General features: G+C 71.3%; 25 protein-coding genes. 18 read left to right on the top strand and 7 right to left on the bottom strand.

What is annotated here, in order from left to right:
• Positions 1 to 228: 228 nt before the first annotated feature.
• The 4 genes from ACY0PA_RS10210 (at position 229) to ACY0PA_RS10195 (ending at position 5,430) form a co-directional block, all read left to right on the top strand.
• The gene (locus ACY0PA_RS10210; RefSeq protein WP_473084334.1) at positions 229 to 1,347 is read left to right on the top strand and encodes a quaternary amine ABC transporter ATP-binding protein; all 1,119 of its coding nucleotides are present in this window, start codon (positions 229 to 231) and stop codon (positions 1,345 to 1,347) included.
• The gene (locus ACY0PA_RS10205) at positions 1,340 to 3,958 is read left to right on the top strand and encodes an ABC transporter permease/substrate binding protein (RefSeq protein ID WP_473084333.1); all 2,619 of its coding nucleotides are present in this window, start codon (positions 1,340 to 1,342) and stop codon (positions 3,956 to 3,958) included. Before ACY0PA_RS10210 ends, ACY0PA_RS10205 begins: the two co-directional genes overlap by 8 nt.
• A 159-nt stretch (positions 3,959 to 4,117) precedes the next feature.
• Positions 4,118 to 4,693: a helix-turn-helix domain-containing protein gene (locus tag ACY0PA_RS10200; RefSeq protein WP_473084332.1), complete on the top strand. Its 576-nt coding sequence runs from the start codon at positions 4,118 to 4,120 to the stop codon at positions 4,691 to 4,693.
• Positions 4,690 to 5,430, top strand: coding sequence for a helical backbone metal receptor (locus ACY0PA_RS10195; RefSeq protein ID WP_473084331.1), 741 nt, complete (start codon positions 4,690 to 4,692; stop codon positions 5,428 to 5,430). Before ACY0PA_RS10200 ends, ACY0PA_RS10195 begins: the two co-directional genes overlap by 4 nt.
• Here ACY0PA_RS10195 and ACY0PA_RS10190 read toward each other — a convergent pair.
• Positions 5,357 to 6,514, bottom strand: a complete 1,158-nt coding sequence (locus ACY0PA_RS10190; RefSeq protein ID WP_473084330.1) for a TDT family transporter — start codon at positions 6,512 to 6,514, stop codon at positions 5,357 to 5,359. The two genes, ACY0PA_RS10195 and ACY0PA_RS10190, sit on opposite strands and share 74 nt — an antisense overlap.
• A gap of 70 nt (positions 6,515 to 6,584) precedes the next feature.
• On the opposite strand from ACY0PA_RS10190, the gene ACY0PA_RS10185 reads away from it, so the two are divergent.
• Complete coding sequence (locus ACY0PA_RS10185; protein WP_473084329.1) at positions 6,585 to 7,526, top strand: LysR family transcriptional regulator; 942 nt, start codon at positions 6,585 to 6,587, stop codon at positions 7,524 to 7,526.
• Positions 7,527 to 7,541: 15 nt separating this feature from the next.
• Here ACY0PA_RS10185 and ACY0PA_RS10180 read toward each other — a convergent pair whose 3' ends face one another.
• The 3 genes from ACY0PA_RS10180 to ACY0PA_RS10170 all read right to left on the bottom strand — a co-directional run bounded on the left by ACY0PA_RS10180 (position 7,542) and on the right by ACY0PA_RS10170 (position 10,546).
• A complete protein-coding gene (locus tag ACY0PA_RS10180; RefSeq protein WP_473086281.1) occupies positions 7,542 to 8,234 on the bottom strand; it encodes a gamma-glutamyl-gamma-aminobutyrate hydrolase family protein in 693 nt (230 codons plus the stop codon).
• Between the two features lie 26 nt (positions 8,235 to 8,260).
• Positions 8,261 to 9,709 carry an ethanolamine permease gene (eat, locus tag ACY0PA_RS10175; RefSeq protein WP_473084328.1) on the bottom strand — a complete coding sequence of 483 codons (1,449 nt, stop codon included), beginning with the start codon at positions 9,707 to 9,709 and terminating at the stop codon, positions 8,261 to 8,263.
• Positions 9,710 to 9,820: 111 nt separating this feature from the next.
• Positions 9,821 to 10,546: a FadR/GntR family transcriptional regulator gene (locus ACY0PA_RS10170; protein WP_473084327.1), complete on the bottom strand. Its 726-nt coding sequence runs from the start codon at positions 10,544 to 10,546 to the stop codon at positions 9,821 to 9,823.
• A gap of 86 nt (positions 10,547 to 10,632) precedes the next feature.
• Between ACY0PA_RS10170 and ACY0PA_RS10165 the strand changes: the two genes are divergently transcribed.
• From ACY0PA_RS10165 to ACY0PA_RS10145, 5 genes are read left to right on the top strand one after another with little or no spacing between them, the layout of a single operon-like run.
• Complete coding sequence (locus ACY0PA_RS10165; RefSeq protein ID WP_326776629.1) at positions 10,633 to 12,003, top strand: glutamine synthetase family protein; 1,371 nt, start codon at positions 10,633 to 10,635, stop codon at positions 12,001 to 12,003.
• A 1-nt stretch (position 12,004) separates the two neighbouring features.
• Positions 12,005 to 13,369 (top strand): aldehyde dehydrogenase family protein, encoded by a 1,365-nt coding sequence (locus tag ACY0PA_RS10160; RefSeq protein WP_473084326.1) that lies wholly within the window; start codon positions 12,005 to 12,007, stop codon positions 13,367 to 13,369.
• Positions 13,366 to 14,145, top strand: a complete 780-nt coding sequence (locus ACY0PA_RS10155; RefSeq protein ID WP_473084325.1) for a 3-oxoacyl-ACP reductase — start codon at positions 13,366 to 13,368, stop codon at positions 14,143 to 14,145. Before ACY0PA_RS10160 ends, ACY0PA_RS10155 begins: the two co-directional genes overlap by 4 nt.
• Before the next feature lie 33 nt (positions 14,146 to 14,178).
• Positions 14,179 to 15,468 (top strand): HAD family hydrolase, encoded by a 1,290-nt coding sequence (locus ACY0PA_RS10150; RefSeq protein WP_473084324.1) that lies wholly within the window; start codon positions 14,179 to 14,181, stop codon positions 15,466 to 15,468.
• A 28-nt stretch (positions 15,469 to 15,496) separates the two neighbouring features.
• Entirely contained in the window at positions 15,497 to 16,456 is a 960-nt protein-coding gene (locus ACY0PA_RS10145; protein ID WP_473084323.1) for a DUF2510 domain-containing protein, read from the top strand.
• 15 nt (positions 16,457 to 16,471) lie between these two features.
• On the opposite strand, the gene ACY0PA_RS10140 is transcribed toward ACY0PA_RS10145, so the two are convergent.
• Positions 16,472 to 17,674, bottom strand: a complete 1,203-nt coding sequence (locus ACY0PA_RS10140; RefSeq protein WP_473084322.1) for an amino acid deaminase/aldolase — start codon at positions 17,672 to 17,674, stop codon at positions 16,472 to 16,474.
• Positions 17,675 to 17,822: 148 nt separating this feature from the next.
• Between ACY0PA_RS10140 and ACY0PA_RS10135 the strand changes: the two genes are divergently transcribed.
• The gene (locus ACY0PA_RS10135) at positions 17,823 to 19,160 is read left to right on the top strand and encodes a hypothetical protein (protein ID WP_473084321.1); all 1,338 of its coding nucleotides are present in this window, start codon (positions 17,823 to 17,825) and stop codon (positions 19,158 to 19,160) included.
• On the top strand, positions 19,157 to 20,326 hold the full coding sequence (gene mycP, locus ACY0PA_RS10130; protein ID WP_473084320.1) for a type VII secretion-associated serine protease mycosin: 1,170 nt from the start codon (positions 19,157 to 19,159) through the stop codon (positions 20,324 to 20,326). Before ACY0PA_RS10135 ends, mycP begins: the two co-directional genes overlap by 4 nt.
• A gap of 3 nt (positions 20,327 to 20,329) precedes the next feature.
• Here the strand turns inward: mycP and ACY0PA_RS10125 are convergent, their stop codons facing one another.
• Positions 20,330 to 21,259 (bottom strand): serine hydrolase, encoded by a 930-nt coding sequence (locus tag ACY0PA_RS10125; protein WP_473084319.1) that lies wholly within the window; start codon positions 21,257 to 21,259, stop codon positions 20,330 to 20,332.
• Between the two features lie 95 nt (positions 21,260 to 21,354).
• Between ACY0PA_RS10125 and ACY0PA_RS10120 the strand changes: the two genes are divergently transcribed.
• Positions 21,355 to 22,134, top strand: a complete 780-nt coding sequence (locus tag ACY0PA_RS10120) for an SseB family protein (RefSeq protein WP_473084318.1) — start codon at positions 21,355 to 21,357, stop codon at positions 22,132 to 22,134.
• 13 nt (positions 22,135 to 22,147) lie between these two features.
• On the opposite strand, the gene ACY0PA_RS10115 is transcribed toward ACY0PA_RS10120, so the two are convergent.
• Entirely contained in the window at positions 22,148 to 22,510 is a 363-nt protein-coding gene (locus ACY0PA_RS10115; protein ID WP_100597078.1) for a DUF1844 domain-containing protein, read from the bottom strand.
• Between the two features lie 350 nt (positions 22,511 to 22,860).
• On the opposite strand from ACY0PA_RS10115, the gene infC reads away from it, so the two are divergent.
• From infC to ACY0PA_RS10090, 5 genes are all read left to right on the top strand, one after another.
• Positions 22,861 to 23,586 carry a translation initiation factor IF-3 gene (gene infC, locus ACY0PA_RS10110; RefSeq protein ID WP_473084317.1) on the top strand — a complete coding sequence of 242 codons (726 nt, stop codon included), beginning with the start codon at positions 22,861 to 22,863 and terminating at the stop codon, positions 23,584 to 23,586.
• Positions 23,587 to 23,703: 117 nt separating this feature from the next.
• Positions 23,704 to 23,898, top strand: coding sequence for a 50S ribosomal protein L35 (gene rpmI, locus ACY0PA_RS10105; protein WP_100597076.1), 195 nt, complete (start codon positions 23,704 to 23,706; stop codon positions 23,896 to 23,898).
• A gap of 97 nt (positions 23,899 to 23,995) precedes the next feature.
• The gene (gene rplT / locus ACY0PA_RS10100) at positions 23,996 to 24,379 is read left to right on the top strand and encodes a 50S ribosomal protein L20 (RefSeq protein ID WP_037628363.1); all 384 of its coding nucleotides are present in this window, start codon (positions 23,996 to 23,998) and stop codon (positions 24,377 to 24,379) included.
• A gap of 166 nt (positions 24,380 to 24,545) precedes the next feature.
• Positions 24,546 to 25,391 (top strand): TrmH family RNA methyltransferase, encoded by an 846-nt coding sequence (locus tag ACY0PA_RS10095; RefSeq protein WP_473084316.1) that lies wholly within the window; start codon positions 24,546 to 24,548, stop codon positions 25,389 to 25,391.
• A 55-nt stretch (positions 25,392 to 25,446) separates the two neighbouring features.
• The gene (locus ACY0PA_RS10090; protein ID WP_473084315.1) at positions 25,447 to 26,598 is read left to right on the top strand and encodes a sensor histidine kinase; all 1,152 of its coding nucleotides are present in this window, start codon (positions 25,447 to 25,449) and stop codon (positions 26,596 to 26,598) included.
• The last annotated feature ends 160 nt before the right edge of the window (positions 26,599 to 26,758 follow it).

Here is a 26,758-nt window from a genome sequence, read left to right as displayed (position 1 = left end):
GGACCGGCACGGAGAGATGTGGTGGATCCAGTTCCGGAAGTGAACGCGATGTGAACTGGAACACCTTCGCGTTTGATCTGCATAAGCGAGGGCAGGGGCGCCTCCGGAGCGAACCCGGTCCTTCATTCAACTAATGAATGCGTTTCCGGCCCGCGAGCGGACCTCGCATCGCTCCACGGCCCGCCGGCGGGGGAGGCGGGCCGTCATGGTTCTACCCGAGAGGTGTATGTGTCCACGCTGCAAGCCGAAGACCTGTACAAGGTGTTCGGCAGACGACCCGATGAAGCGGTGGAGAAACTCCGCCACGGAGCAGACCGTGAGGAACTGCGCGCAGGCGGCACCACCGCTGCCGTGATCGATGCTTCCTTCACCGTCGAGCCGGGCCAGATCTTCGTCGTGATGGGTCTGTCGGGCTCCGGCAAGTCCACGCTTCTGCGCATGCTGAACGGACTGCTCGAGCCCACGGCAGGGCACGTCCGCTTCGACGGCCAGGATCTGACCGCGCTCAGCCCCCGTGAGCTGCGCGCCGTGCGCTCCAAGAAGATCAGCATGGTCTTCCAGCACTTCGCGCTCTTCCCGCACCGCAGCGTGCTCGAGAACGCCGCGTACGGTCTCGAGGTCCAGGGCGTCCCGCGCAAGGAGCGCGAGCAGCGCGCCGTCGAGGCGCTGCGCCTGGCCGGTCTCGCCGGCTGGGAGAAGTCCTGGCCCGACGAGCTCTCGGGCGGTATGCAGCAGCGCGTGGGCCTGGCCCGCGCGCTCGCCACCGACGCGGACCTGCTCCTCATGGACGAGTCGTTCAGTGCGCTCGACCCGCTGATCCGCCGCGACATGCAGGACCAGCTCCTGGAGCTCCAGAAGACCCTGAAGAAGACCATCGTCTTCATCACCCACGACCTGAACGAGGCCATGCGCCTGGGCGACCGCATCGCCGTCATGCGCGACGGCCGCATCGTCCAGATCGGCAGCGCCGAGGACATCCTCGTCACGCCGGCCAACGACTACGTCGCCTCGTTCATCCAGGACGTGGACCGCTCCCGCGTGCTGACCGCGGGCGCGATCATGACCTCCCCCGACAAGGGGTACGAACCGTCCGACGCGCCGGCGACGGTCACCGAGGACACCCCGGTCATCGAGCTGTTCACGCCGTGCTCCACGGGCGGCGTCGCCGTCGCCGTGACCGACAAGAGCGGCAAGCTCACAGGTGTCGTGACGCGGGAACGGCTCCTCGCCGTGCTCGGTGAGCCGATGAAGCCCGGCGCGCAGACCTCCATGACGAAGAAGGACGCCGTCCCGACGCCGCGTGGCGAGGGCGACGAGCCGGTGAAGAAGGTGAGCACCGGTGCCTAGGATTCCCTTCGGTGACTGGGTCAACGACGTCGTCGAGTGGCTGCTGAGCAACGCGGCCTGGCTCTTCGACTTCTTCAAGAACGTCTTCAACGGTGCCTACGACGGCATCAACTGGGTCCTCCAGGCCCCGCAGCCGCTGATCCTCGCGGGCATCTTCGCGGTGATCGCCTTCTGGCTGCGCGGCACGGTGGCCGGTGTCCTGACCTTCGTGGGATTCGCGTTCATCGACTCCCTCGAACTGTGGGACCACGCGATGATGACGCTGTCGCTCGTCCTCGTGGCGACGATCATCGCGCTGGTCATCTCGGTGCCGGTCGGCATCTGGGCGGCGCGCTCCAACCGGGTCAGCGCGGTCGTGCGCCCGGTCCTGGACTTCATGCAGACGCTGCCCGCGATGATCTACCTCATCCCGGCCATCCTGTTCTTCGGCTCGGGCGCCCCCGCGGGCATCGTCGCGACTCTGATCTTCGCGCTGGCCCCCGGCGTCCGTATGACGGAGCTGGGCATCCGGCAGGTCGACAAGGAACTGGTCGAGGCCGCCGACGCCTTCGGTGACACCCCGCGCAACACGCTGTTCCGCGTCCAGCTGCCGCTCGCGCTCCCGTCGATCATGGCCGGTGTCAACCAGGTCATCATGCTGGGCCTTTCCATGGCCGCCATCGCGGGCATGGTCGGCTCCGAGGGCCTCGGCGCCGACGTGAACGAGGCGATCGGCCAGCTGAACGTCGGCCTCGGCTCCGAGTCCGGCGTCGCCATCGTGATCCTCGCGATCTACCTCGACCGCATGACCAGCGCGCTGGGCACCCAGGCGTCCCCGATGGGCCGCCGCGCGCTCGCCAAGGTCCGCGCCGCGCACGGCCTCACGGTCTGGAACTACCGCCCGCGCCCCGAGGTCGCGGTCGTCGGTGTCGTCATCCTCGCGCTCGTCGCGGGCGGCATGGGCATCTTCGGCGGCTCGAAGAGCGAGAACCCCGTGGCCGACGCGTCCGACGTCGGCCAGGGCAAGAAGATCTCCATCGGCTACATCCCGTGGGACGAGGGCGTCGCCTCCACCTTCCTGTGGAAGGAGATCCTGGAGCAGCGCGGCTTCGACGTGCAGGCCAAGCAGCTCGACGCGGGTCCGCTCTACACGTCGCTGGCCTCCGGCCAGATCGACTTCGAGACCGACTCCTGGCTGCCGACCACGCACGCGCAGTACTGGAAGAAGTACGGCAAGCAGCTCGACGACCTCGGCGCCTGGTACGGCCAGACGTCCCTGGAGCTCTCGGTGCCGGCCTACATGAAGGGCATCGACTCGCTCGAGGACCTCAAGGGCAAGAGCGCCACCTTCGACGGCAAGATCACCGGCATCGAGTCCAGCGCCGGAATGATGGGGCTCCTCAAGGACAAGGTCCTCAAGGAGTACGGCCTCGACAAGGAGTACAAGGTCGTCGACAGCTCCACGCCGGCGATGCTGGCGCAGCTGAAGCGCGCGTACGCCAAGAAGCAGCCGATCGTCACGACGCTCTGGTCGCCGCACTGGGCGTACAGCGACTACAAGCTGAAGAAGCTCAAGGACCCGAAGGGTGCCTGGGGCAAGGGCGACGGCGTGCACACGCTGTCCCGCAAGGGCTTCGCCGCGGACAACCCCGAGGTCGGCAAGTGGCTCAAGAACTTCAAGATGACCGAGAAGCAGCTCACGAGTCTTGAGGCCGAGATCAACAAGGCCGGCAAGGGCAAGCAGCAGGACGCCGTCAAGACCTGGCTGAAGGCCAACCCCGGCGTCGTCGACAAGCTGGCTCCGGTCAAGAAGTCGTCGACGGCCGGCGGCAAGGGCGAGGCCGCCCGTCCGGTGAACGTCGCGTGGTTCCCCTGGGACGAGGACGTCGCGGTCACCTACCTGTGGAAGCGGGTCCTCGGCGACCGCGGCTACAAGCTCAACCTGAAGCAGATGGACGTCGGCCCGGTCTACACGGGTCTCGGCTCCGGCGACCTGGACGTCAACTTCGACGCCTGGCTGCCCTATGCCCAGAAGAACTACTGGGACAAGCACAAGGACAACCTGATCGACCTGGGCTCCTGGTACAGCCCGACGTCGCTCGAGGTCGCCGTGCCGTCCTACGTGAAGGGCGTCAAGTCCCTCGAGGACCTGAAGGGCAAGGGCTCCACCTTCGACGGCAAGATCATCGGCATCGAGCCGGGCACCGGCGAGATGAACCTGCTGAAGAAGAACGTCCTGCCGGGCTACGGCCTGGACAAGGAGTACAAGGTCGTCGACGGCTCCACGCCCGCGATGCTCGCCGAGCTGAAGCGCGCGTACGCCAAGAAGCAGCCGATCGCCGTCGTGCTCTGGTCGCCGCACTGGGCGTACAGCGAGTACAAGCTCAACAAGCTGACCGACTCCAAGAAGCTCTTCGGTGAGGGCAACACGATCCGCACCATCGCCAACAAGAGCTTCCCCTCGAAGTACCCGCAGCTCACGAAGTGGTTCAAGAACTTCAAGATGAGCGAGAGCGAGCTGGGCAGCCTCGAGGCGGAGATCAAGAAGGGCGGTCAGGGCCATGAGGAGGAGGCCGTGGACGCGTGGCTGAAGACGCACAAGGGCGTCGCGGACCGGATGGCTCCGCAGTAGGTCCCGAGTACGTTCCGAAGTAGTTCGACGCGCGTGGGCGGCCGGTGTTCAGCACCGGCCGCCCACGCGCGTTCCGCCGCTCACATGAAACCGTCCGGCGAACCTGCGTAGGGTGCAAGGAGCCGGGCAGGTGACGACGCGCGGGAGGGAGCCGGAGGGATGGACGAACACAAGGAGACTCTTCGGGTGGGCGCGGCCGTGCGGCGCAGGCGCCGGGCCCAGGAGCTCACCCTTGCCACCGTGGCCGAACGCAGCGGCCTGTCCGTCCCGTTCCTGAGCCAGGTCGAGAACGAACGCGCCCGGCCGAGCCAGCGCTCCCTGGAGAAGGTCGCCGACGCGCTCGGCACCACGGCGGTCGAGCTCCTTGCCGCCGCGGACCCCGCCCACACCGTGGACCTGGTGCGCGCCGACGACACCACGGTCGTCGAGGACGCGTACCCCGACTCCGTCGTGCGCTCCCTCGTGCGAGGTCATCACCAGCTGCACGCCGAGGAGTTCATCGGCGACCACGACCCGGGCCGCGAGTTCCAGCTCCGCAACGACGTGCTCATGCATGTCACCGAAGGGGCCGTCGAGGTCGAGGCCGAGGGCAGGGCCTATCGCCTGGGCCGCGGTGACACCCTGTACCTGACCGGTGGCGTACGGCACCGCTGGCGGGCCACCGGCGCGGACGCCCGCGTGCTCGTCGTCGCGGTGGCCGAACACATCGAGGCACTGGACGAACCCGGGCGGTGACCGTGCCCCGCGGCCCGCGCGTCGTCTCCCTCGTCCCCTCGCTGACCGAGGCCGTCGCCGTCACCCTGCCCGGAGTGCTCGTCGGAGCAACGGACTGGTGCACGCACCCGGCGGACCTCGGCAGCGGCCTCGTCCGGATCGGCGGCACGAAGAACCCCGCGGTCGAACGGATCATCGCCCTCGCCCCCGATCTGGTGATCGCCAACGAGGAGGAGAACCGCGCGCCCGATCTCGCGGCCCTGCGCGCCGCGGGACTCGACGTCCTCGTCACCGAGATCCGCGATCTGCCGGGCGCACTGCGCGAGTTGGAGCGGGTCCTCAGGGCCTGCGGTTCGCCACGCCGGCCCCGCTGGCTGGACGAGGCCGCGGCGGCCTGGGGCGGGCTGGAGCCGCCCTCCCGGCGGCTGCGGGCGGCGGTGCCGGTGTGGCGGCGCCCCTGGATGGTGCTCGGCAGGGACACCTTCGCCGGTGACGTGCTCGCCCGGCTCGGCGTGGACAACGTGTACGCGGACCACGGCGAGCGCTATCCGCGCCTGGCGGCCGACGAGTTGCGCTCGGCGGACATCGACCTGGTGGTGCTGCCCGACGAGCCGTACCGCTTCACGCTCGACGACGGGCCCGAGCAGTTCCCGGTGCCCGCCGCGCTCGTCAGCGGGCGTCATCTCACGTGGTACGGGCCGTCGTTGGCGCGGGCGCCTCAGGTACTGGGCGCGGCGCTGCGAGCAGCTCTGCGCTGATCAGGCCGCGGACCGTGGGCACGGCGGCGACGGCCCAGGCGGCGACGAGTACGGCGTACAGGACGACAGCGAGCACGTCGTACACGGCGAGTCCCGTGTGCTGCGCGAGGCCCTCGGCGCCGGTGACACACGTGCCGATGGGGAAGGTGAACGCCCACCACGTCATCGCGAACGGCATGCCGCGGCGCCGCGCCCGCACCACGAGCGCCGCCGCGAGCGCCAGCCACAGCAGGGCGAACCCCATCACGGGAACGCCGTACAGCACGGCGAAGACGCCGAACCCCTGCGCGTACGGGGTCGGCAGGACGCCCGGCGCGGTGTCGGCGAACTTGTTGACGGCGGTCGTCGACTGGCCGAGGGGGCCGAGCACCACGAACAGCGCCGGCGTGAGCGTCAGGGGGAGCGGTCCCGCCGTCACCAGGCGCGCGAAGATCACCGGAAGCATCACCGCCGTGGCGATCAGGCTGAGCCCGAACAGGGCGACACAGCCCACGAGCAGCGTCTGCTGCCACTGGCCCGCCGGGAGGTGGGGCACAAGGAGCGGGCCGACAGCGGCGGACACCATGGGCGCCACCACCGGCAGCAGCCACACGGGGGACGCCTGACCCGGCTCGATCCGGTGCTTGGCCACCATGAGGTACGGGACGGTCACCGCCGCGGCGAGCCCGATCACCGTTCCCGCCGTGAACAGCACCGTGTTCAGGGCGACGGCCGCCCGCGTTCCGATCCAGTCCTGGCCGACGAGCATCGTCGCGCCGCCGACGGCGAGCAGTGCCATCGCGAGGCAGCCGTAGAACGGGGCCACGGCCGGGTCGAGCAGATGCTCCTTCGCCCGGTCGCTGTGGTGCGTCCAGTGCAGGGCGCGGGCCGTGAGGAGGGCGACGAGCGCCACGAGGGACAGCGCCCACATCGCGGTGCACAGGGCTCGCAGGCCCGGAACGTGTACGGGAAGCGCGGCGCCCGCGTTCGCGATGATCGCGGTGCCCATCACGGACGCGTACCAGTTGGGGCCGAGATGGCGGACGGCGGGACATCGAAGCGACGGGATGCGAGAGGCCCTGATCGGCTGGGCGGCGGTGACCATGACCCCACGGTCGCGGCAGGCCGCTCCCCCCACCAGGGACCATGCCTCTATGAGGGCATAAGCTGGATTTATGAGTGGCGATACGGCGGGTGCGGCGGAGGGTTCGACGACCGGGGCGGGGCTCGCCCACCGGGTCCCGGATCTCGGCGCCCTGGAACTCCTCCTCGCCGTGGCGCGGCTCGGCAGCCTCGGCCGGGCCGCCCAAGAGGTGGGCATCACGCAGCCCGCGGCCAGCAGCCGGATCCGCTCCATGGAACGCCAGCTCGGGGTCGCCCTGGTCGACCGGTCGCCGCGCGGCTCACGGCTCACCGACGCGGGCGCGCTCGTCACGGACTGGGCGCGCCGGATCGTCGAGGCGGCGGCGGCCTTCGACGTGGGGGCGCAGGCGCTGCGCGACCGCCGTGACTCGCGGCTGCGGGTCGCCGCGAGCATGACGATCGCCGAGTACCTGCTGCCGAACTGGCTGCTCGCGCTGCGCGCGGAGCGCCCCGACACGGCGGTGTCGCTCCACGCGGGCAACTCGGCCGCGGTCGCCGAGCGCCTGCTGTCCGGCGACGCGGACGTCGGCTTCGTCGAGGGCCTCGCGGTCCCCGCGGGTCTGGACGCCGCCGTCATCGCCCACGACCGGCTCATCGTGGTCACCGCCCCCGGACACCCGTGGGCCCGGCGCAGGAAGCCGCTCTCGGCCGACGAGCTGGCGGCCACCCCGCTCATCCTGCGCGAGCGCGGCTCGGGCACCCGCCAGGTCCTCGATGCGGCCCTCGGCGGCCTGGCCCGCCCCCTCATCGAGCTGTCGTCGACGACCGCGGTGAAGGCGGCCGCGGTGAGCGGCGCGGGCCCCTCCGTCCTGAGCGAGCTGGCCGTCGGCGAGGAGCTCGCCGCCCGCAGACTCGTCGAGATCCCGCTCGAAGGCGTACGGCTGCGCAGGGACCTGCGGGCGGTCTGGCCGACCGGTCACCGCCCGGTGGGGCCGGCCAGGGAGCTGCTCGCGCTCACCCGCGGACCGGCCTGAGCATCACGCGTGACGTCAGGAGCCGCCCCGCGCCGCCGCGCGTATCAGGCCGGCCATGACGCGTGCGTCCTCGCCCATCTCGGGGTGCCACTGCACGCCGAGCACCCAGGTGAGGCCCTGGAGTTCGACCGCCTCGACCGTGCCGTCCGCCGCGTGCGCCGACGCGACCAGACCCCGGCCGAGCCGGTCGACCGCCTGATGGTGGTACGTCGGCACGTCCGACTCCTCGGGCACCAGCTCGCCGTACCGCGTGCCGGGCACGGGCGTCACCGCGTGCTTCCCGAAGACGCCGATGTCCTTGACGTGTCCCTCGATGTGCTGGGTGAGCGTGCCGCCGAGCGCCACGTTCAGGAGCTGCATGCCCCGGCAGATGCCGAGCAGTGGCTTGCCGGACGCCAACGCCGCACGGATCAGGGCCAGTTCCCACGCGTCCCGCTCCACCGCGGGCGGCCCCGTGCGGTCCTCGCGCTCGGCGCCGTAGCGGCCCGGCTCCACGTCGGGCCCGCCCGCGACGACGAGCCCGTCGAGCCGGGCGACCACCGAGGGCGCGTACATGGGGTCGTCCGGCGGGACCATCGCGGCGAGGCCGCCCGCGGACTGCACGAGCCGCGGGTACCCGGCAGGCAGCAGCGCGGCGGGCAGCTCCCACACGCCCCAGCTCGCCTTCGCCTCCAAGTAGGTGCTGACCCCGATCAGCGGCCTGCCCATCATGTGCCCGTGCTCCCTCGCCATGGTCAGTCCCGTTCCAGTTCGGCCTCTGCCGCCGCGAGCGCCGCGAACTCCTCCTCGGGGGCCCGCGCCACCAGATGCCTGCGGCTGTAGGCCCCGAAGTACCCGATCGCCACCGCGTACACCCCGAGCGCGATCAGCGCCGCCGTGACGTCCACCAGGAAGGTGGCGACCAGCGCCGCGCACGCGAGGACCAGCGCCACGGAGGACGTGAGCACGCCGCCCGGAGTGCGGTACGGCCGCTCGAGGCCCGGTTCCCGGCGCCGCAGCACGATGTGCGACAGGGACATCAGAGCGTACGAGATCGTGGCGCCGAACACCGCGACGTTCAGCATGCGGGCACCGTCGCCCGTCGCGGCCGCCAGTGCGAAGCCGATCGCGCCCGGCACGAGCAGGCCGAGGTAGGGCGCCTTGCGCCGGCTGGTGAGCGAGAGGAAGCGAGGGAGGTAGCCCGCGCGGGAGAGCGCGAAGAGCTGGCGCGAGCCCGCGTAGATGAGCGAGAAGAACGACGCCACCAGGCCCGCGAGCCCCGCGTAGTTCACGATGCGGCTCAGCGCGGTCGCCTTGCCACCGGGCTGGAGCGCCTCGACGAGCGGGTTGCCCGCCTCCTGGATCGCGGCCGAACCGCGCGCCCCGGAGGAGGCGAGGAAGGTGAGGACGGCGAGCACGACGAGGATCGCCATGGACCAGCGGATGGCGCGCGGCAGGGTGCGCGCCGGGTCCTTGGTCTCCTCGGCCGCGAGCGGCACGCCCTCCACACCCAGGAAGAACCACATGCCGAACGGGAACGCCGACCAGATGCCCAACAGGCCCATCGGAAGCCAGGAGTTGGCGCCGAACGCGCCGGTGTCCACGGGGATGTCGTTGAGCCTCGACGCGTCGAAGTCGGTGAACGCGGCGGCCGCGAAGACGAGCAGCGCCGCGACCGCGATGCCGGTGACCACGAAGCTGAAGCGCAGCGCCTCGCCCACGCCCCACAGGTGGATGCCGATGAAGACGAGGAAGCAGGCCAGGTAGACCGGCCAGCCGGAGGTCAGGCCGAACAGGCCGAGCGACTCGACGTAGTCGCCGATGAAGATTGAGATGGCGGCCGGCGCGAGGACGTACTCGATGAGGATCGCCGTGCCGGTGAGGAAGCCGCCCCAGGGGCCCAGCGCCCGCCGCGCGAAGCCGTAGCCGCCGCCCGCCGTGGGCAGCACCGAGGACAGCTCGGCCAGCGAGAACACCATGCACGCGTACATGACGCCCATCAGGGCCATCGCGATCCCGAGGCCGCCGAAGCCGCCCTGCGCCAGGCCGAAGTTCCAGCCCGAGTAGTCGCCGGAGACGACGTACGCGACGCCGAGCCCGGTCAGGAGCAGCCAGCCCGCGCTGCCGCGGCGCAGCGTTCTGCGTTCCAGATAGTCGTCCCCCGTATCACCGGTGGGGCGGGTGTTCTGGGTGTCCAAGGTCATGGCGCGGGCTCCCCGTCGTACGGTGGATGCTCAATGGAGTGGATCCATACCTTTGCCGGGGGCGCCCGAAGAAATCAAGACCCCTGCGTTACGCGCCGGTTAATCGCCGGCTCAGGTCAGGAAGCCCCGCAGGAGAGCGGCCGTGCCGGCGCAGTGCTCGCGCATCATCTCCCGTGCCCCGTCCGCGTCCCCGTCGAGCACCGCCTCCACCAGGGCCGTGTGCTGGCGCTGCGAATGCTCCAGATTCCGTACCAACAGCGGGATGCAGTCGAGGAGGTCGTTCACCGTCGCGCGCACCGACGCGTACTGAGCCGTGAGCGAGGGTGACCCGCACAGCTCGGCGAGCGTGAGATGGAGCAGCGTGTCGAGGCGGCGGTAGTCGGCGAGGGGTGCGTCATGGGTGCGCGCGAGGGCGTCGCGCAGCCGTTCGGTCTGTTCGTCGGTGAGGCCGTGCGCGGCGCACAGGCCGGCCGCTCCGACCTCCAGGACCTCGCGGAAACGCAGCGCGTCCTCGACGTCGACGTCCTTGAGGCGCCGGCGCAGCTCGTCCTCGCCCGGCGCGTCCGTGCGCGCCACCACGAACGTGCCGCCGTAGCGCCCGCGCCGCGACTCGACCAGACCCTGGTCCTGGAGCACCTTCAGGACCTCCCGCAGCGTCACCCTGCTGATCCCGAGCCGGTCCGCCAACTCCCGTTCGGACGGCAGGCGTTCACCCCCAGGTACCAGGCCGAGCCGGACGACCTGGAGGATCTGCTCCAGGGCCTCCTCGAATCCGTTGCCCGCCCGCACGGGCCGCAGCACCGGCGTGAGCCGGTCCTCGTCATCGGTGTGCGACATATGGCCGTACCCCCTTCCCAAGCAATGGTTCTCCGCAATACCTTATGGCTTCCGGCTGACCGAAGAAGCCCGAAGGAGGCCTTCCCGTGGCAGACCGCACACCCCCGCTCGGCGTCGAGGAGCTCACGTCCCTTGTCGAGAGCGGAGAGATCGACACTGTCGTCCTGGCCTTCCCCGATATGCAAGGGCGGCTGCAGGGCAAGCGGTTCGCCGCCCGCTTCTTCCTCGACGAGGTCCTCGCCCACGGCACGGAGGGCTGCAACTACCTCCTCGCCGTCGACACCGAGATGAACACGGTCGACGGATACGAGATGTCCTCCTGGGACCGCGGCTACGGCGACTTCGCCATGCACGCCGACCTCTCCACCCTGCGCCGCGTCCCCTGGAACGACGGCACCGCGATGCTCATCGCGGACCTGGCGTGGAACGACGCCTCGCCCGTCGTGGCCGCGCCCCGGCAGATCCTGCGCCGCCAGCTCGACCGGCTCGCCGAACTCGGCTACACCGCCCACGTCGGCACGGAGCTCGAGTTCATCGTCTTCAAGGACACCTACGAGCAGGCCTGGGACGCGGGCTACAAGAACCTCACCCCGGCCAATCAGTACAACATCGACTACTCGGTCCTCGGCACCGGCCGCATCGAGCCGCTCCTGCGCCGCATCCGCAACGACATGGCGGCGGCCGGCCTCGTCGTCGAGTCCGCCAAGGGCGAGTGCAATCCGGGCCAGCACGAGATCGTGTTCCGCTACGACGAGGCCCTCGTCACCTGCGACCAGCACGCCATCTACAAGACGGGCGCCAAGGAGATCGCGGCCCAGGAGGGTGTCTCGCTCACCTTCATGGCCAAGTTCAACGAGCGCGAGGGCAACTCCTGTCACATCCACCTCTCCCTCCAGGATGCCGACGGCACCAACGTCATGGCGGGGACCGCGGACGACCCCGGCGGGATGTCGCCGGTGATGCGGCACTTCCTCGCGGGCCAGCTCGCCGCGCTGCGTGACTTCTCGCTGCTCTACGCGCCCAACATCAACTCGTACAAGCGGTTCCAGCCGGGCTCCTTCGCGCCGACCGCCGCCGCCTGGGGCTACGACAACCGCACCTGTGCGCTCCGCGTCGTCGGCCACGGCCGCTCGATGCGCTTCGAGAACCGCCTGCCCGGCGGTGACGTCAACCCGCACCTCGCGGTCGCCGGACTCGTGGCCGCCGGCCTGTACGGCATCGAGCAGAAGCTCGAACTGCCCGAGGAGTGCACCGGAAACGCCTACACCGGCGAGTACGAGCACGTTCCCACGACGCTGCGCGAGGCCGCCGAGCTGTGGGAGACCAGCCCCGTCGCCAAGGCCGCGTTCGGCGACGAGGTCGTCGCGCACTACCGCAACATGGCGCGCGTCGAACTGGAGGCGTTCGACGCAGCCGTCACCGACTGGGAACTCCGCAGGTCGTTCGAAAGGCTCTAGCGTGCACGACATCCTCAACCCGGCGACCGAAGAAGTCATCGCCACGATCCACGCGACCTCCCGCGAGCAGGTCGACACCGCGGTGCTGCGGGCCCACCGGGCACAGCGCGACTGGGCGGCCGCGGCCCCCGCCGACCGGGCCCGCCTCCTGCGCCGCTTCGCCGCCGTCGTCGACGAGCACGTCGAGGAACTGGCCCGCCTGGAGGTGCGCGAGGCCGGGCACACCATCGGCAACGCCCGCTGGGAGGCCGGCAACGTCCGCGACCTGCTCGACTACGCGGCCGGGGGAGTGGAGCGCCTCACCGGGCGGCAGATCCCCGTCGCCGGCGGTCTCGACATCACGATCCTCGAACCCCTCGGCGTCGTCGGGGTCATCGCGCCCTGGAACTTCCCCATGCCGATCGCCGCGTGGGGCACGGCCCCGGCCCTCGCCGCCGGGAACGCGGTGATCCTCAAGCCCGCCGAGGCGACCCCGCTCACCGCGCTCCGCCTCGCCGAACTCGCCCTGGAAGCAGGGCTTCCCGAGTACCTCTTCCAGGTCCTGCCCGGCGCGGGAGACGTGGCGGGAGCCGCCCTCGTCGAGCACCCGGGCATCGCCAAGATCGTGTTCACCGGCTCCACCCGCGTCGGCAAACAGATCATGGCCAAGTGCGCCGGCCAGGTGAAGCGCGTGACCCTCGAACTCGGCGGCAAGAGCCCGAACATCGTCTTCGCCGACGCCGACATCGAGGCGGCCGCCGCCGCGACCCCCATGTCGTTCCTCGACAACGCCGGCCAGGACTGCTGCGCCCGCACCCGCATCCTGGTACAGCGTTCCGTGTACGACCGGTTCCTCGGCCTGCTCGCGCCCGCGATCGAGTCGGTCGTCGTCGGCGACCCCGCCGACGAGAACACCCAGATGGGCCCGCTCATCTCCAAGTCCCAGCTGGAACGGGTCCGTTCGTACGTCGACGGCGGAGCGGCGGCCATGCGGGGCAGCGCCCCCGGGGGTGCCGGATTCTGGTTCCCGCCGACTGTCCTCACCGAGACGGCACCCGACGCGCCCGCCGCGGCCGAGGAGGTCTTCGGGCCCGTCGCCGTCGTCCTGCCCTTCGACGACGAGGCCGACGCGATCCGGCTCGCCAACGCCACCACGTACGGGCTCTCCGGATCCCTGTGGACGAGGGACGTGGGGCGCGCCCTGCGCGTCGCCGGGGCGGTCCGCGCCGGGAACCTGTCGGTCAACTCCCACTCGAGCGTCCGCTACTCGACCCCGTTCGGCGGGTACAAGCAGTCCGGCGTCGGCCGCGAACTGGGCCCCGACGCCCTCACCGCCTTCACCGAAACCAAGAACGTCTTCATCAGCACGGAGGGTCCCGCACAGTGACAGAGAACATCTGCCGCCGCCTCGTCGGCCGCACCGCCGTCATCACCGGAGCCGGCAGCGGCATCGGCCTCGCCACTGCCCGCCGCCTCGCCTCCGAGGGCGCGAACGTGGTCTGTGCCGACATCGACGAGAGCGCCGGCAAGAAGGCCGCCGAAGACGTCGGTGGCACCTTCGTCCAGGCCGACGTCACCGACGCCGAGCAGGTCGAGGCCCTCTTCAAGACCGCGTTCGACACCTACGGCTCGGTCGACATCGCCTTCAACAACGCCGGGATCTCGCCCCCCGACGACGACTCCATCCTGGACACGGGCCTCGAGGCCTGGAAGCGCGTCCAGGAGGTCAACCTCACCTCGGTCTTCCTGTGCTGCAAGGCCGCCATCCCCTACATGCGGCAGCAGGGCAAGGGCTCCATCATCAACACCGCCTCGTTCGTGGCGCGCATGGGCGCGGCGACCTCCCAGATCTCGTACACGGCCTCCAAGGGCGGCGTCCTCGCCATGTCCCGCGAGCTCGGTGTGCAGTTCGCCCGCGAGGGCATCAGGGTCAACGCCCTGTGCCCGGGCCCGGTCAACACCCCGCTCCTCCAGGAGCTGTTCGCCAAGGACCCCGAGCGTGCCGGGCGCCGCCTCGTCCACATCCCGGTCGGCCGCTTCGCGGACGCCGACGAGATCGCCGCCGCCGTGGCCTTCCTCGCGAGCGACGACTCCTCGTTCGTGAACGCCACCGACTTCCTCGTCGACGGCGGTATCTCGGGGGCGTACGTCACGCCTCTGTAGGCCACACCTCATGGAGGTGTACGGTCCCCAGGCATGCGTAACAGAGATGTTGCCGCGTGGACTTCAGCCGTGGTCACCGCCCTGGTGGCCACGGCTCTCGTCTCTCCTGCGGCCGCCGCCACGTCCGCTCCCACCACCGACCGGGCCTGCCCGCAGCTCTCGGAGAAGCTGCCGTGGTACGGGCAGAACCGGGCCAGGCTCCAGCGCGTGATCGACGAGCGCGGGACCTGCGCAGGCCACCACGGCCCCCGCCCCGTCGCCGCGTTCGACTGGGACAACACCGTCTCCAAGAACGACGTCACCGACGCGACGATCGCCTGGTCGCTCAAGCACGACAAGATCCTGCGGCCCGCGAGCTGGAAGAAGACCAGCAAGTGGCTCACCGACGACGCCGACAAGGCTCTCACCGCCGCGTGCGGCACCGCCGTCCCCGTCGGCGCACCCCTGCCGACGTCCACCGACACCGACTGCACCGACGAGATCTTCAACATCCGTGAATCCGGCAGAACCATGAGCGGAGCGGCCGCGTTCGCCGGCGAGTGGAACCATCGCCGCACCGTGCCCCAGTACGCCTGGGTGCCACAGCTCTTCGCCGGACACACCGTTCCCGAACTGGAGTCGTACGCGGCACAGGCTCGCCGCGAGACCCTCGCCGCCCCCGTCGGCTCGACCCAGACCCTCGGCACGCACACCATCCCCGGCTACGTCCGCTACTACGAGCAGCAGCGCGACCTCATCCGCACGCTGCAGAAGGCGGGGTTCGACGTCTACATCGTGTCGGCCGGATCCGAGCCCGTGACCGAGGTGTGGTCGCGCGGCCCGGGCGGCGTCGGCATCGACCGTGCCCACACCATCGCCATCCGCTCCGTCCTCGACAGCAAGGGCCGCATCACCACGTACAACGAAGGCTGCGGCGGCGTCGGACGCACCCAGGGCGAAGCCATCCCGTACATCGACGGCAAGCGCTGCTGGATCAACCAGGACATCTTCCATGTCAAGGGCAAGTCCACCTGGGAGAAGCAGCGTTGGGGCAAGCGCATCGCGCTCGGCGGCGGGGACGCAGACACCGACGTCACCTTCGTCGGCGACGCCACCGGCGCGCACCTCGTGCTCAACCGCAACAAGAACGAGGTGATGTGCCGCGCCTACGACAACGCCGACGGACGCTGGGTCGTGAACCCCATGTTCATCGAACCGCTCCCGCGCAAGTCCGGCAGCTACCCCTGCTCCACCGCCGCGTACAACAAGCCCGAGGGCGGCTTCGGCCCGGTCCTGCGCCCGGACGGCTCCGTCGTGCCGGACCAGGCGGACTCGGTGTACTGACCTTCACCGCACAACTTAGAGTGCCGGGATGAGCATGACGCCACCGCCCGGCTGGTACCCGGACCCCGCGGCTGCGCCCACCGAGCGCTGGTGGGACGGGGCCGCGTGGACCGAGCACCGACGGCAGCCGCAGAACACCCCGGCCGGGCCACAGGCTTTCGGGCCGCCCGTCGAGCCCCCGCTCCCGGCCACGGGCCCGCAGCGCCCGCCCGCCGCACCGGGCCGCCGCGTGAAGACCATCGCCCTGGCCGCCGCCGGGATCGTGCTCGTCGCCTCCATCGCCACCGGCGCCGTCCTGCTCGGCCGCGGCGACGACGCCCCCAAGACCCGCACGTCACCCGCCTCGAGCACCCCGACACCCACGGACCCGACCGCCACGGCGAGCAGCGCCGAGCCCACCCCCACCGAGGACGCGTCCACCGCCGTCGACCAGCTCAACGGCATCACGCTCCCCGTCCTCGACGGCTGGCAGAAGGCCGAGAACGTCGTCGACGACGACATGCTGATCACCACCCCGCGCACCTACGACTGCCCCGGCGACTCGGGCCTGTGCCGGCACGGCACCGTCGTCTCCCGCACCGTCACCGGGACCGACGAGACCTCACCCGAAGTCATCGCCAAACGGGACATCAAGGACGCCGCAGACGCCTCGTACGACGAGAACGGCATCAACCAGCAGCCCTTCGGCGGCATCGAGTCGCACCAGCAGATCGCCGCCCGCCAGACCGCGGTCGCCGGGCGCGCCGGCTACCTCGTCCGCTGGAAGGTGAAGACCGCGAAGGGGCCCGGCGGTTACGTCCAGTCCGTCGTCTTCCCCTCCAGCGCCGGCTCCGAGTCCCTGGTGACGGTCCGCATCACCGTCGACGCCGGCCAGGACGCGCCACCGCTCTCCGACATGGACCGCATCGTCAAGGGCATCAGGGCGGCGGGCGACAGCGGGTCCGACGGCGGAGTGGGCAGCAGCATCGGCCCCACCGTCACGCCGTAGACCGTCCCAAAATCCTCAGAGGAACGTGTAGCCCTCGCCGCGGTACGTCGGCACGGTCGCCGTCACCGTGTCGCCCTCCACCAGGCGCAGCACGTCGAACCGCTCGCACAGCTCGCCGGCCTTCGCGTGCCGGAACCACACCTTGTCGCCGATCAGCAGATCGTCGGCGGGCGCCCCGAGCAGCGGTGTCTGCACCTCGCCCGGGCCCTCCTGGGGGTCGTAGCGCAGGCCCTCGGGGAGATACGGCACCGGCAGCCGGTCGGCTCCCGCGGCGCCCGACGCCGGGTAGCCGCCGCCGAGCACGGTCACGACCCCGACGCCCGGCCTGCGCACCACGGGCTGCGCGAACAGGGCGGCGGGCCGGCCCGTGAACGACGTGTAGTTGTCGAACAGGCGCGGCACATAGAGCCCTGACCCCGCCGCGATCTCGGTCACCGCGGGCTCGGCCGCGGTGTGCTGCACACTGCCCGTGCCGCCGCCGTTCACGAACTCCAGATCCGGCGCCACCGTCCGTACCGCGCGCACCACTTCGCCCCGCCTGACCGCCAGCTCCTTGCGGGCCGCCGCCTGCATCAGCCGGATCGCCCGCGACCGCACCGGCCGCCCCGCGACCGCGTCACCGACACCCGCGACATGACCCTCGTACGCCATCACGCCCACGAGCCGGAACCCCGGCCGCCGGGCCACGGCGCGTGCCATGTCGGCGACTTGGGCGGGGGAGCGGAGCGGGGAGCGGCGGGCGCCGACCCGCACGCGCCCGCCGAGCACCTGCCACGAGGTGTCCAGTTCCAGACAGACCCTGATCTCCTCGCGCCCGCCGTCCCGCGCGTCGTCGATCAGCCGCAGCTGGGCCGGGTCGTCGACCATCACCGTGACCGCCGCCGCCAGTTTCGGGTCGTGCGCGAGCTCCGCGAAAGCGCCCCGGTCCGCCGACGGATACGCGAGCAGCACGTCCTCGAAACCGGACCGCGCCAGCCACAGGGACTCCGCGAGCGTGAACGACATGATCCCGGCGAAACCGTCCCTGGCCAGGACCCGTTCGAGCAGCGCGCGACAGCGCACCGACTTGCTCGCGACGCGGATCGGCTTGCCGCCCGCCCGCCGCAGCATGTCGTCCGCGTTGGCGTCGAACGCGTCCAGATCGACGATCGCGACCGGGGCGTCGAGATGAGCGGTGGCCCGGTCGTAGCGGGCCCTGTCGGCTGCGCGGGGTGTCATGACCGAAGCCTGCCAGACACGATTACCGCGGGGTAGGGGGAGGATCCGGGCAGATCGTCCTGACCTGCGGTACGGGTTCCCTGCGAAGCCGCGTCAGCCCGTAGAGTGACGCGCACGCAGGACGAGAACGGGACGGAAACGGGGAGGCATGAGCACGCAAGCGCGCCGCGCGCCGATCCCGCCGCGCCCCTCCCAGCCGCCCACGCCGCGTGACGAGTTGGCCGATGCCTCCGCTGGCCCAGACACGTCGATACCCCCGCGCCCCGCGCACATCCCGGCGCCGGACCACACGCCTCCGCCGCCCCCGGCTTCGGCCCGCTTTCCGGACACCCCGCCCGTGCCGGGCGCGCCCGCGGCCCCCGTGTCCGGCCGGCCGGCGCACCCCGGCCCCCTGCCGCCCGAGCGCCCGACGGAGACCACGACCCGGCTGCGCCGGATCAGGGACACCGCCGCGCAGAGCCCCGACGGCACGCCCCCGCCCCGCCCCGCCGCGCCCCCCGCAGCGGTCCCGAGCCGCCCCGCCACGCCGCCGCGCACCCCCGGCGAACCGCACGCCACCGTCCCCCGCACCGCCGCGCCGCCGCGCATCCCGGGCGAGCCCCCCGTCGGAAGGCGCCCCGTCGGGGCCGTCGACCTCACTCCGGGGCCCGGCACCGGCCGCCCCTTCGTGTTCTTCGCCCGCCCGGCCTCGTACGACGACAGCACAACCCGCCTGCGCCCCATCGGCTCCCGGATACGCCCCCGCGTCGCGGCCGCCGCGGCCTGCGCCGTGCTCGGGCTCGGCCTCATCGGCGGTGCGGCGACCGGGAGTTGGCTGACCGGCGACAGCGGCGGCAGCATCGGCTCACCGAGCTCGTACGCCGCCGCGGGCACCCTCTGGCACAGCGTCCCCGTCGACCGGCTGTTCCCGCCCGTCATCAAGGGCGACGGAGCGGGACCCGGCGGCGCCGACCGCACCTGGACCCGTATCGCCGTCGCCCCGGACAGCACATGCGAGAACGCCTTCGACCCACTGCTGCAGAAGGCCCTCAGGCCCGCCGGCTGCCTGCGCCTCCTGCGCGCCACCTACACCGACGCCACCCGCAGCCATGTCACCACCGTCGGCCTGCTGTTCACCAAGGCGGACACGGAGGCCATGAAGGCGCTGCGCACCCGGTTCACCGAGGACGGCCTCGACCGCAGGACCGACCTCGTGCCCCGCCCGTACGCGGCGAAGGGCACCCTCGCCGCCGGGTTCGGCGACGCCCAGCGCGCCTCCTGGACCATCTCCGTCCTCACCGACGCCCCCGTCGTCGCCTACGCCGTCTCCGGCTTCGCCGACGCCCGTACCGTCACCGACCCGCAGCCCGCCGCCGAGGCCATGAAGTCCGGCAGCGTCACGACCCCCGCGCAGGCCGGCCTCGGCTTCGAGGCCCAGGGCATCGCCGACCGCGTCGAACGAAGCCTGCGCGCCGCCGTCGCCAAGGCCACCGAGGAGCCGTCTTGACCCGCACGGCCGCCGCCTGGCGGAACGCCGCCACCGCGCTCACGGCCGCCGCGGCCCTCGCGCTGCTCCCGTCGACCACCGCCCACGCCGACTCCATCCGCGCACAGCAGTGGGGCCTGGACGCGATGCACACCGAGGAGGCCTGGCGCACGACCAAGGGCAAGGGCATCACCGTCGCCGTCCTCGACACCGGCGTGGACGACACCCACCCCGACCTCAAGGGCAACGTCCTGCCCCTCAAGGACCTCGTCGGCTTCGGCGCCGAGCGGGGCGACCGCTCCTGGGCCCGGCACGGCACCGCCATGGCCGGGATCATCGCCGGCCACGGCCACGGCCCGGGCGGCGACGACGGCGTACTCGGCATCGCCCCCGAGGCGAAGATCCTTCCCGTCCGCGTGATCCTCGAGGACGGCGACCCGGCCCGTAAGGAAGCCCGCTCCAGCCGGGGCAGCGCACTCGCCGACGGCATCCGCTGGGCCGCCGACCACGGCGCCGACGTCATCAACCTCTCCCTCGGAGACGACTCCGCCACCGCCCACCCGGAAGCCACCGAGGACGCCGCCGTCCAGTACGCCCTGAAGAAGGGCTCCGTCGTCGTCGCCTCAGCGGGCAACGGCGGCAAGAAGGGCGACCACATCTCGTACCCGGCCGCGTACCCCGGAGTGATCACGGCCACGGCCGTCGACCGCTATCTCCACCGCGCCCCCTTCTCCACGCGCCGCTGGTACGCCACCGTCAGCGCCCCCGGCAACGCCATCGCGATCGCCGACCCCGACCGCACGTACTACTCGGGCTGGGGCACCAGCGCCGCCTCGGCCTTCGTGTCCGGTGCCGTCGCGCTGGTCCGCGCCGCCCACCCGGGGCTCACGCCCGCGCAGATCAAGCAGCTCCTGGAGGACACCGCCCGCGACGCCCCCTCCGGCGGCCGCGACGACTCCCTCGGTTTCGGCTTCGTCGACCCGGCCGCTGCGATCCGCAAGGGCGACTCCCTCAAGCCGGAGGGCCTGCGCTCGGCCACGTACGCGGAGAAGTTCTTCGGCACGGGCCCCGACACCCCCGACGACGACGCGGGCACCGGCTGGGTGGGCCCCGTCGCGGGCGGCCTCGGCGTCGTGCTCCTCGCGGCCGCCGTCTGTCTGTGGCGCGGGCGTCGCACGGTCCTCTGAGCGTCAGCCGGTGAGCACGGAGACGGCCGCCTTCGCGACCCCCTCCACGAGCGCCACCCCTGCCTCCTTGGTCGCATTGCCGTCGGAGAGCACCGAGACCAGATACCGCTTCCCGCCCACGGACACCCGCCCGACGCTGTTGATGTCCCACAGCCCGGTCGTGCTGCGCGGCAGCCACCCGTTCTTCAGCGCGCACCCGGACGCGGAGTCGGCCGCCGCGGACACGCCCCACCGCTGATCCGCCTCGGTCCGCCCCATCAGCCCGACGACGTACGCGCGTGACGCCTCGCTCAGCTCTGAGTCCGTGCCCTGCGCGCCGAACACGGCGCGCAGCAACGTCAGTTGGTCCGCCGCCGTCGTCTGCGTCAGACCCCACTCGCCGCCCGCGCCCGCCCTCGTCCCGGTCAGACCCAGCGTCAGGTTCGCCGCGTCGAGCCCGTCCGCGCCGCCGATCGCCTCCCACAGGGCCGTCGCGGACGCGTTGTCACTGTTCTCGATCATCGCCGTCGCGTACGCGCGCTCCTGCGAGGTCAGCGCCCGCCCTGCGTCCTGCGCCCGCAGCAGCAGCGCCACGAGGATGTCGACCTTGACGATGCTCGCGGTGTCGAACGCGCAGGCGCCGTCGTACACCGCGCCGTCCGCCTGCCCGTCGAGCGCGGCGACCGCCACCGAGACCCGCGCGTCACCGTCCGGAAGCAGCGGCTTCAGCGCCTTCGCGAGCGCGTCGTCACGGTCCACGGAGACCTCCTCTTCGGATACGGGTGCGGACGCCTCCCCGGAACCGGAACCGGAACCGGAACCGGAAGCGGACGCTGACGCCGTGGCGGCGACCGGAACCGGCTGCCCCGCCCCGCCCGGCGAGCAGCCTATGAGGGTCCCCGCGAGCGTTCCCGTGAGAAGGGCGGCCCACGCCGCGAGTCCGTTCCGGTGCATGCCCGGATGCTCGGTGCCTGTCCTGTGCGCACCGTGAGACCAGGCTCAGGGTCCGCTGAGAAGATCGCGCCGCCAGGTCGGTAGGGTCGGTGAACGTGGCGAACAAGAACATTCCCGACCCCGGCTTCTCCGACGACGACGGCTCCGCGGACCCGCGACTGAGCGCGGCCCTCGCCGCGTGGGCCGAGGACCGCACGGCGCACGGCCCGGTCCTCGCGGCGCTCAAGGAAGCACGGCTCCTCGTCCCCATCGTCGCCGTGCTCGGCGAAGTCGAGGAGGACAGTGAGGAGGTGCGCGAAGCTCCGAACAAGGGCGGTGGTGGGAGACGGGAGGGCGGGCTGCGCCGCGAGAAGACCAGCGACATGGCCGTGCCCACCCTCAAGGCCGGCGACCGCAAGGCCCTGCCCGCGTTCACGTCCACCGCGGCCCTCGCCCTGTGGGACCCCGAGGCCCGCCCCGTCGCCGTGCCCCTGCACCAGGCGCTCCAGGCCGCCGCCCACGAGCAGGCCGACACCGTCGTCATCGACCTCGCGGGCCCGGTCGCCTACGAGCTCAGCGGCGCCGCCCTGCGCGCCGCGAACGAGGGCCGCACCAGCGTCGACCCCCTCGCCGACCCGGCCGTCGCGGAGGCGATCCGCGCCGCCGTCGCCGCCGAGCCCGGCGTGCTCCGCGCCCACCTGGGCCCGGGCAGCGCCGACGGCATCCTCGCTCTCGTCCTCGACCCGTCGGCCGCCCCCGCCGAGACCGCCCGTGCCGTCGCCGCGCGCATCGCCGCCGACGAAACACTGAGGGCCCGCCTGGTGCGGGGCCTCGACCTGGCACTCCTGCCGGCCGAGACCACGCCACCCGGCGAGCCCCTCTACGTACGCGTGTGAACTACCGGAACGATCAGCCGTAGACCGGGCCCGTGTACTTCTCGCCGGGGCCCTGGCCCGGCTCGTCAGGCACGAAGGACGCCTCGCGGAACGCCAGCTGCAGCGACTTCAAACCGTCGCGCAGCGGCGCCGCGTGGAACGAGCTGATCTCGGTCGTGCTCGCGTCGAGCAGACCGGCGAGGGCGTGTACGAGCTTGCGGGCCTCGTCGAGGTCCTTGTGGGCGTCGCCCTCCTCGGTGAGGCCGAGCTTCACCGCGGCGGCGCTCATCAGGTTGACCGCGACCGTCACGATCACCTCGACGGCGGGGACCTCGGCGATGTCCCGGGTCAGGGCGTCGTAGTCAGTGTTTTCGGCGGCGGGGGTGGCGTCATTCATGGGCCCCACGATATGCCGCCCGCGCACTCGGTTGGGCCCACCCCCCGGGAGCTGCTAACCTTGTGTAACGACCGGCCGGACACGCATGCCACTGGCTTGAGTGACCGGCCCACAAGTGGAGGCTCCGATCTCCCACCTGGCCGCTCCTCAGGGGCGGCGGGTCACCGGTCAGACGGCCCCCATCGTTCCGTACGGACGATGGAGCCGTCCGATGTGCGCCCCACGGTCACCCGTGCCGGTGCTCCGGTAGTCCTTGGAGCCCCGCCTGTGTACCGTCCGGGGCATTTTTTGTGTTTCGGTGCGGTTGGTACTTACGAAACAGACGTTACGCGGCGGTCCGCCAGACCGTCGTGTGGTGCTACCGAGGAGGATCCATCAGCGCCGAGCCCCGCATCAACGACCGGATTCGCGTTCCCGAAGTGCGACTTGTCGGTCCCAGCGGCGAGCAGGTCGGGATTGTTCCGCTTGCCAAGGCCCTTGAGCTCGCTCAGGAGTACGACCTCGACCTCGTCGAGGTGGCGGCGACAGCCCGTCCGCCTGTCTGCAAGCTCATGGACTACGGGAAGTTCAAGTACGAGTCGGCCATGAAGGCCCGTGAGGCGCGCAAGAACCAGGCGCACACGGTCATCAAGGAGATGAAGCTCCGGCCGAAGATCGACCCGCACGACTATGACACCAAGAAGGGTCATGTCGTCCGGTTCCTCAAGCAGGGCGACAAGGTCAAGATCACGATCATGTTCCGTGGTCGCGAGCAGTCCAGGCCGGAACTCGGCTACCGACTGCTGCAGCGTCTCGCTTCGGACGTCGAGGACCTCGGGTTCATCGAGTCGAACCCGAAGCAGGACGGCCGCAACATGATCATGGTTCTGGGTCCCCACAAGAAGAAGACCGAGGCCATGGCCGAGGCTCGTGAGGCCCAGGAGGCCCGCAAGGCCGAGCAGAAGGCGCAGCCGACGCACGGCCGCACCCAGCGGGCCAGCGACGACGCCGCGGAGCCGGAGTCCGAGGCCCCGGCCGAGGCGACCGACGAAGCCCCTGCCGAAGACGCCACGGCCGAGGCTTCCGCCGAGGCCTGATCCAGTCACGTACAGCCCGTACGGACCGGATACCCATCGATACATCTGGACGTTCCGTATGCCGGTCCGCACCCCGGACCGGCAGGGGAACGCCACTGACGAGGAGAGAACGGCGCTATGCCGAAGAACAAGACGCACAGCGGTGCCAGCAAGCGCTTCAAGATCACCGGCTCCGGCAAGGTGCTCCGTGAGCGCGCCGGCAAGCGCCACCTGCTCGAGCACAAGTCGTCCCGCGTGACGCGCCGCCTCACCGGCACGGTCGAGCTGGCCCCGGGCGACGCCAAGAAGATCAAGAAGCTTCTCGGCAAGTGAGTCCCGGCGCGCACCAGCGCGCCGGAGCTTTGACCGGGACCCAATCGAATTCGGGCCGTGTGAGTCCAACCACGGCCCCGCTACAAGGAGTTAACAAGTGGCACGCGTCAAGCGGGCAGTAAACGCCCACAAGAAGCGTCGGGCGATCCTCGAGGCGGCCAGCGGTTACCGTGGCCAGCGGTCGCGCCTGTACCGCAAGGCCAAGGAGCAGGTCACCCACTCCCTGGTCTACAACTACAACGACCGCAAGAAGCGCAAGGGCGACTTCCGTCAGCTGTGGATCCAGCGCATCAACGCCGCTGCCCGCCAGAACGGCATGACGTACAACCGCCTCATCCAGGGTCTGAAGGCCGCCAACATCGAGGTGGACCGCAAGATCCTCGCCGAGCTGGCCGTCAACGACGCGAACGCGTTCGCCGCGCTCGTCGAGGTTGCGCAGAAGGCCCTTCCGGCCGACGTGAACGCGCCCAAGGCTGCGTGACGCTCCGCGTTTAGCTGGATGCCTTATCGGACCCGCAAGTCATTGGCTTGCGGGTCCGAGTGCGTCCGTTGATCTCTGCGGGTCGTGGGGGCTTGTCGCGCAGTTCCCCGCGCCCCTTTCAGGGGCGCATGTGTCCCGCCCCCTTTCCCCCTTCGAAGGTGAGTTAATGGCCGCCGCCCCCGAGTTGATCTCTCCCAAGTCGCCCCGCGTCAGTGCCGCGCGGCGGCTTGCCAAGCGCAACTTCCGGGGCAAGGAGCGGCTGTTCCTGGCCGAGGGGCCACAGGCCGTGCGGGAGGCCGCCGGGCACGCGGACACCCTCGTCGAGCTGTTTGCGACCCTCGACGCCGCCGAGCGCTACGCCGACATCGTCGCGGAGGCGCGCGACGCCGGCGCCCGGCTGCACCTCGCCGACGAGGACGTCATCGCCGACATCTCGACGACCGTCACCCCGCAGGGCCTCGTCGGTGTCTGCCGCTTCCTGGACACCCCGTTCGAGGACGTCCTCGCCGCCCGCCCCCAGCTCGTCGCGGTCCTCGCCAACGTCCGCGACCCCGGCAACGCCGGCACCGTGCTGCGCTGCGCCGACGCCGCGGGCGCCGACGCCGTCGTCCTGACCGACGCGTCCGTCGACCTGTACAACCCCAAGTCCGTGCGGGCGTCCGTCGGTTCGCTGTTCCATCTGCCGGTCGCCGTCGGCGTACCCGTGGAACGGGCCGTGCAAGGGCTCAAGGACGCGGGCGTACGCATCCTCGCCGCCGACGGCGCGGGGGAGGACGACCTCGACACCGAGCTCGACCGCGGCACCATGGGCACCCCCACCGCCTGGATCTTCGGCAACGAGGCCTGGGGGCTCCCCGAGGAGACGCGCGAGCTCGCCGACGCCGTCGTGCGCGTGCCGATCCACGGCAAGGCCGAGAGCCTGAACCTCGCCACCGCCGCCGCCGTCTGCCTGTACGCCTCCGCGCGTGCACAGCGAGCCCCCGGAGGGTGCCGTTCCGTCACCCCCAGCTAGTAGTGTGGCGAGCTCGGAGGCCACAGCGTCCTTCCGAGAGGCGGGATACGGGGATATGAGCGTCGGCACGAGCAGAGCACCGGGGGCACGGGACACCCTGCGCCCGCCCGCGCCCCGAAGCGGCCCCGACGACCTCACCACCCTCGCCGACACCGGCCTCGACCCCGACGACCTGCCCGACGGACTCGTCATCGCCGACGAGAGCGGGCACGTCATCTGCTTCAACGCGGCGGCCGTCCGCATCACCGCCGTCCCCGCGGCCGACGCCCTCGGCCATCCCTTGGAGCGCGCACTCCCCTTAGAGGACCTCGAAGGCCGCCGCTGGTGGCAGCTGACCGACCCGTACGGCGGCCTCGCCACCCGCTTCGCCCAGCCCGAGCGGAATCTGCTGCTCCCCGGCGGGCGAGAGGTCCTCGTCTCCGCGCGCTATGTCCGCACCGCGCCCACCGGTCCCGTCCGCCGCGTCGTCGTCTCCCTCCGTGACACCGAGGCCCGCCGCCGTACCGAGCGCAGCCACGCCGAGCTGATCGCGACCGTCGCCCACGAGCTGCGCTCGCCCCTCACGTCGGTGAAGGGCTTCACCGCGACCTTGCTCGCGAAGTGGGAGCGTTTCACCGACGACCAGAAGAAACTGATGCTGGAGACCGTCGACGCCGACGCAAACCGCGTCACACGGCTCATCGCCGAGCTCCTCGACATCTCCCGCATCGACTCCGGCCGCCTCGAAGTGCGCCGCCAGCCCGTCGACATCGGCGCCGCCGTGGGCCGCCACATCCAGGCCCACGTCGCCTCAGGACAGCCGGCCGACCGCTTCCTCGTCCGCGTCGAACAGCCGCTGCCTGCCCTCTGGGCCGATCCGGACAAGGTCGACCAGGTGCTCAGCAACCTTCTGGAAAATGCCGTGCGCCACGGCGAGGGAGCGGTCACCATCGACGTCATGCCCTCGGCATCACCCCGCGAGCGGGAGTGCGCCGGCACGTCGGTCACCGTGAGCGACGAGGGGCCCGGCATCCCGGAGGAGTCCATGAACCGCGTCTTCACCCGCTTCTGGCGGGGCAGCAAGCGCGGCGGCACCGGACTCGGCCTGTACATCGTCAAGGGCATCGTCGAGGCCCACGGCGGAACGATCACGGTCGGCCGCGGGCCCGGCGGCGGCGCCCAGTTCCGATTTACGTTGCCCGTGGGGGCCCCGGCGTATCTGACCTGAGCAGCCGCGCAGCGTCGAATGGGGCGGTGGCGGGCGACGGGTGGGCGCCTGAGCGGGCCCCACGGGCGCATCGGCACACCCCACCCCCGTTAGACTCGGTCTTTGGCACTTTGCGTCCCAATCCTGAGACGAATCGTCTCCGAGTCGTGGACGGGGACCA

The sequence above is a fragment of the Streptomyces sp. DS1-CR2 genome (genome assembly GCF_055760475.1).
This window is presented reverse-complemented; position numbering and strand designations above follow the sequence as displayed.

What these genes read in the sequence shown, in the direction of transcription:
- eat (WP_473084328.1), bottom strand. Translation starts at nt 9,709, where the DNA reads ATGACCTTGGACACCCAGAACACCCGCCCCACCGGTGATACGGGGGAC.
- ACY0PA_RS10135 (WP_473084321.1), top strand. Translation starts at nt 17,823, where the DNA reads ATGAGCACGCAAGCGCGCCGCGCGCCGATCCCGCCGCGCCCCTCCCAG.
- ACY0PA_RS10180 (WP_473086281.1), bottom strand. Translation starts at nt 8,234, where the DNA reads ATGGGCAGGCCGCTGATCGGGGTCAGCACCTACTTGGAGGCGAAGGCG.
- ACY0PA_RS10190 (WP_473084330.1), bottom strand. Translation starts at nt 6,514, where the DNA reads ATGGTCACCGCCGCCCAGCCGATCAGGGCCTCTCGCATCCCGTCGCTT.
- ACY0PA_RS10170 (WP_473084327.1), bottom strand. Translation starts at nt 10,546, where the DNA reads ATGTCGCACACCGATGACGAGGACCGGCTCACGCCGGTGCTGCGGCCC.
- rpmI (WP_100597076.1), top strand. Translation starts at nt 23,704, where the DNA reads ATGCCGAAGAACAAGACGCACAGCGGTGCCAGCAAGCGCTTCAAGATC.
- ACY0PA_RS10090 (WP_473084315.1), top strand. Translation starts at nt 25,447, where the DNA reads ATGAGCGTCGGCACGAGCAGAGCACCGGGGGCACGGGACACCCTGCGC.
- ACY0PA_RS10095 (WP_473084316.1), top strand. Translation starts at nt 24,546, where the DNA reads ATGGCCGCCGCCCCCGAGTTGATCTCTCCCAAGTCGCCCCGCGTCAGT.
- ACY0PA_RS10140 (WP_473084322.1), bottom strand. Translation starts at nt 17,674, where the DNA reads ATGACACCCCGCGCAGCCGACAGGGCCCGCTACGACCGGGCCACCGCT.
- ACY0PA_RS10125 (WP_473084319.1), bottom strand. Translation starts at nt 21,259, where the DNA reads ATGCACCGGAACGGACTCGCGGCGTGGGCCGCCCTTCTCACGGGAACG.
- ACY0PA_RS10185 (WP_473084329.1), top strand. Translation starts at nt 6,585, where the DNA reads ATGAGTGGCGATACGGCGGGTGCGGCGGAGGGTTCGACGACCGGGGCG.
- ACY0PA_RS10145 (WP_473084323.1), top strand. Translation starts at nt 15,497, where the DNA reads ATGAGCATGACGCCACCGCCCGGCTGGTACCCGGACCCCGCGGCTGCG.
- ACY0PA_RS10200 (WP_473084332.1), top strand. Translation starts at nt 4,118, where the DNA reads ATGGACGAACACAAGGAGACTCTTCGGGTGGGCGCGGCCGTGCGGCGC.
- ACY0PA_RS10115 (WP_100597078.1), bottom strand. Translation starts at nt 22,510, where the DNA reads ATGAATGACGCCACCCCCGCCGCCGAAAACACTGACTACGACGCCCTG.
- ACY0PA_RS10150 (WP_473084324.1), top strand. Translation starts at nt 14,179, where the DNA reads ATGCGTAACAGAGATGTTGCCGCGTGGACTTCAGCCGTGGTCACCGCC.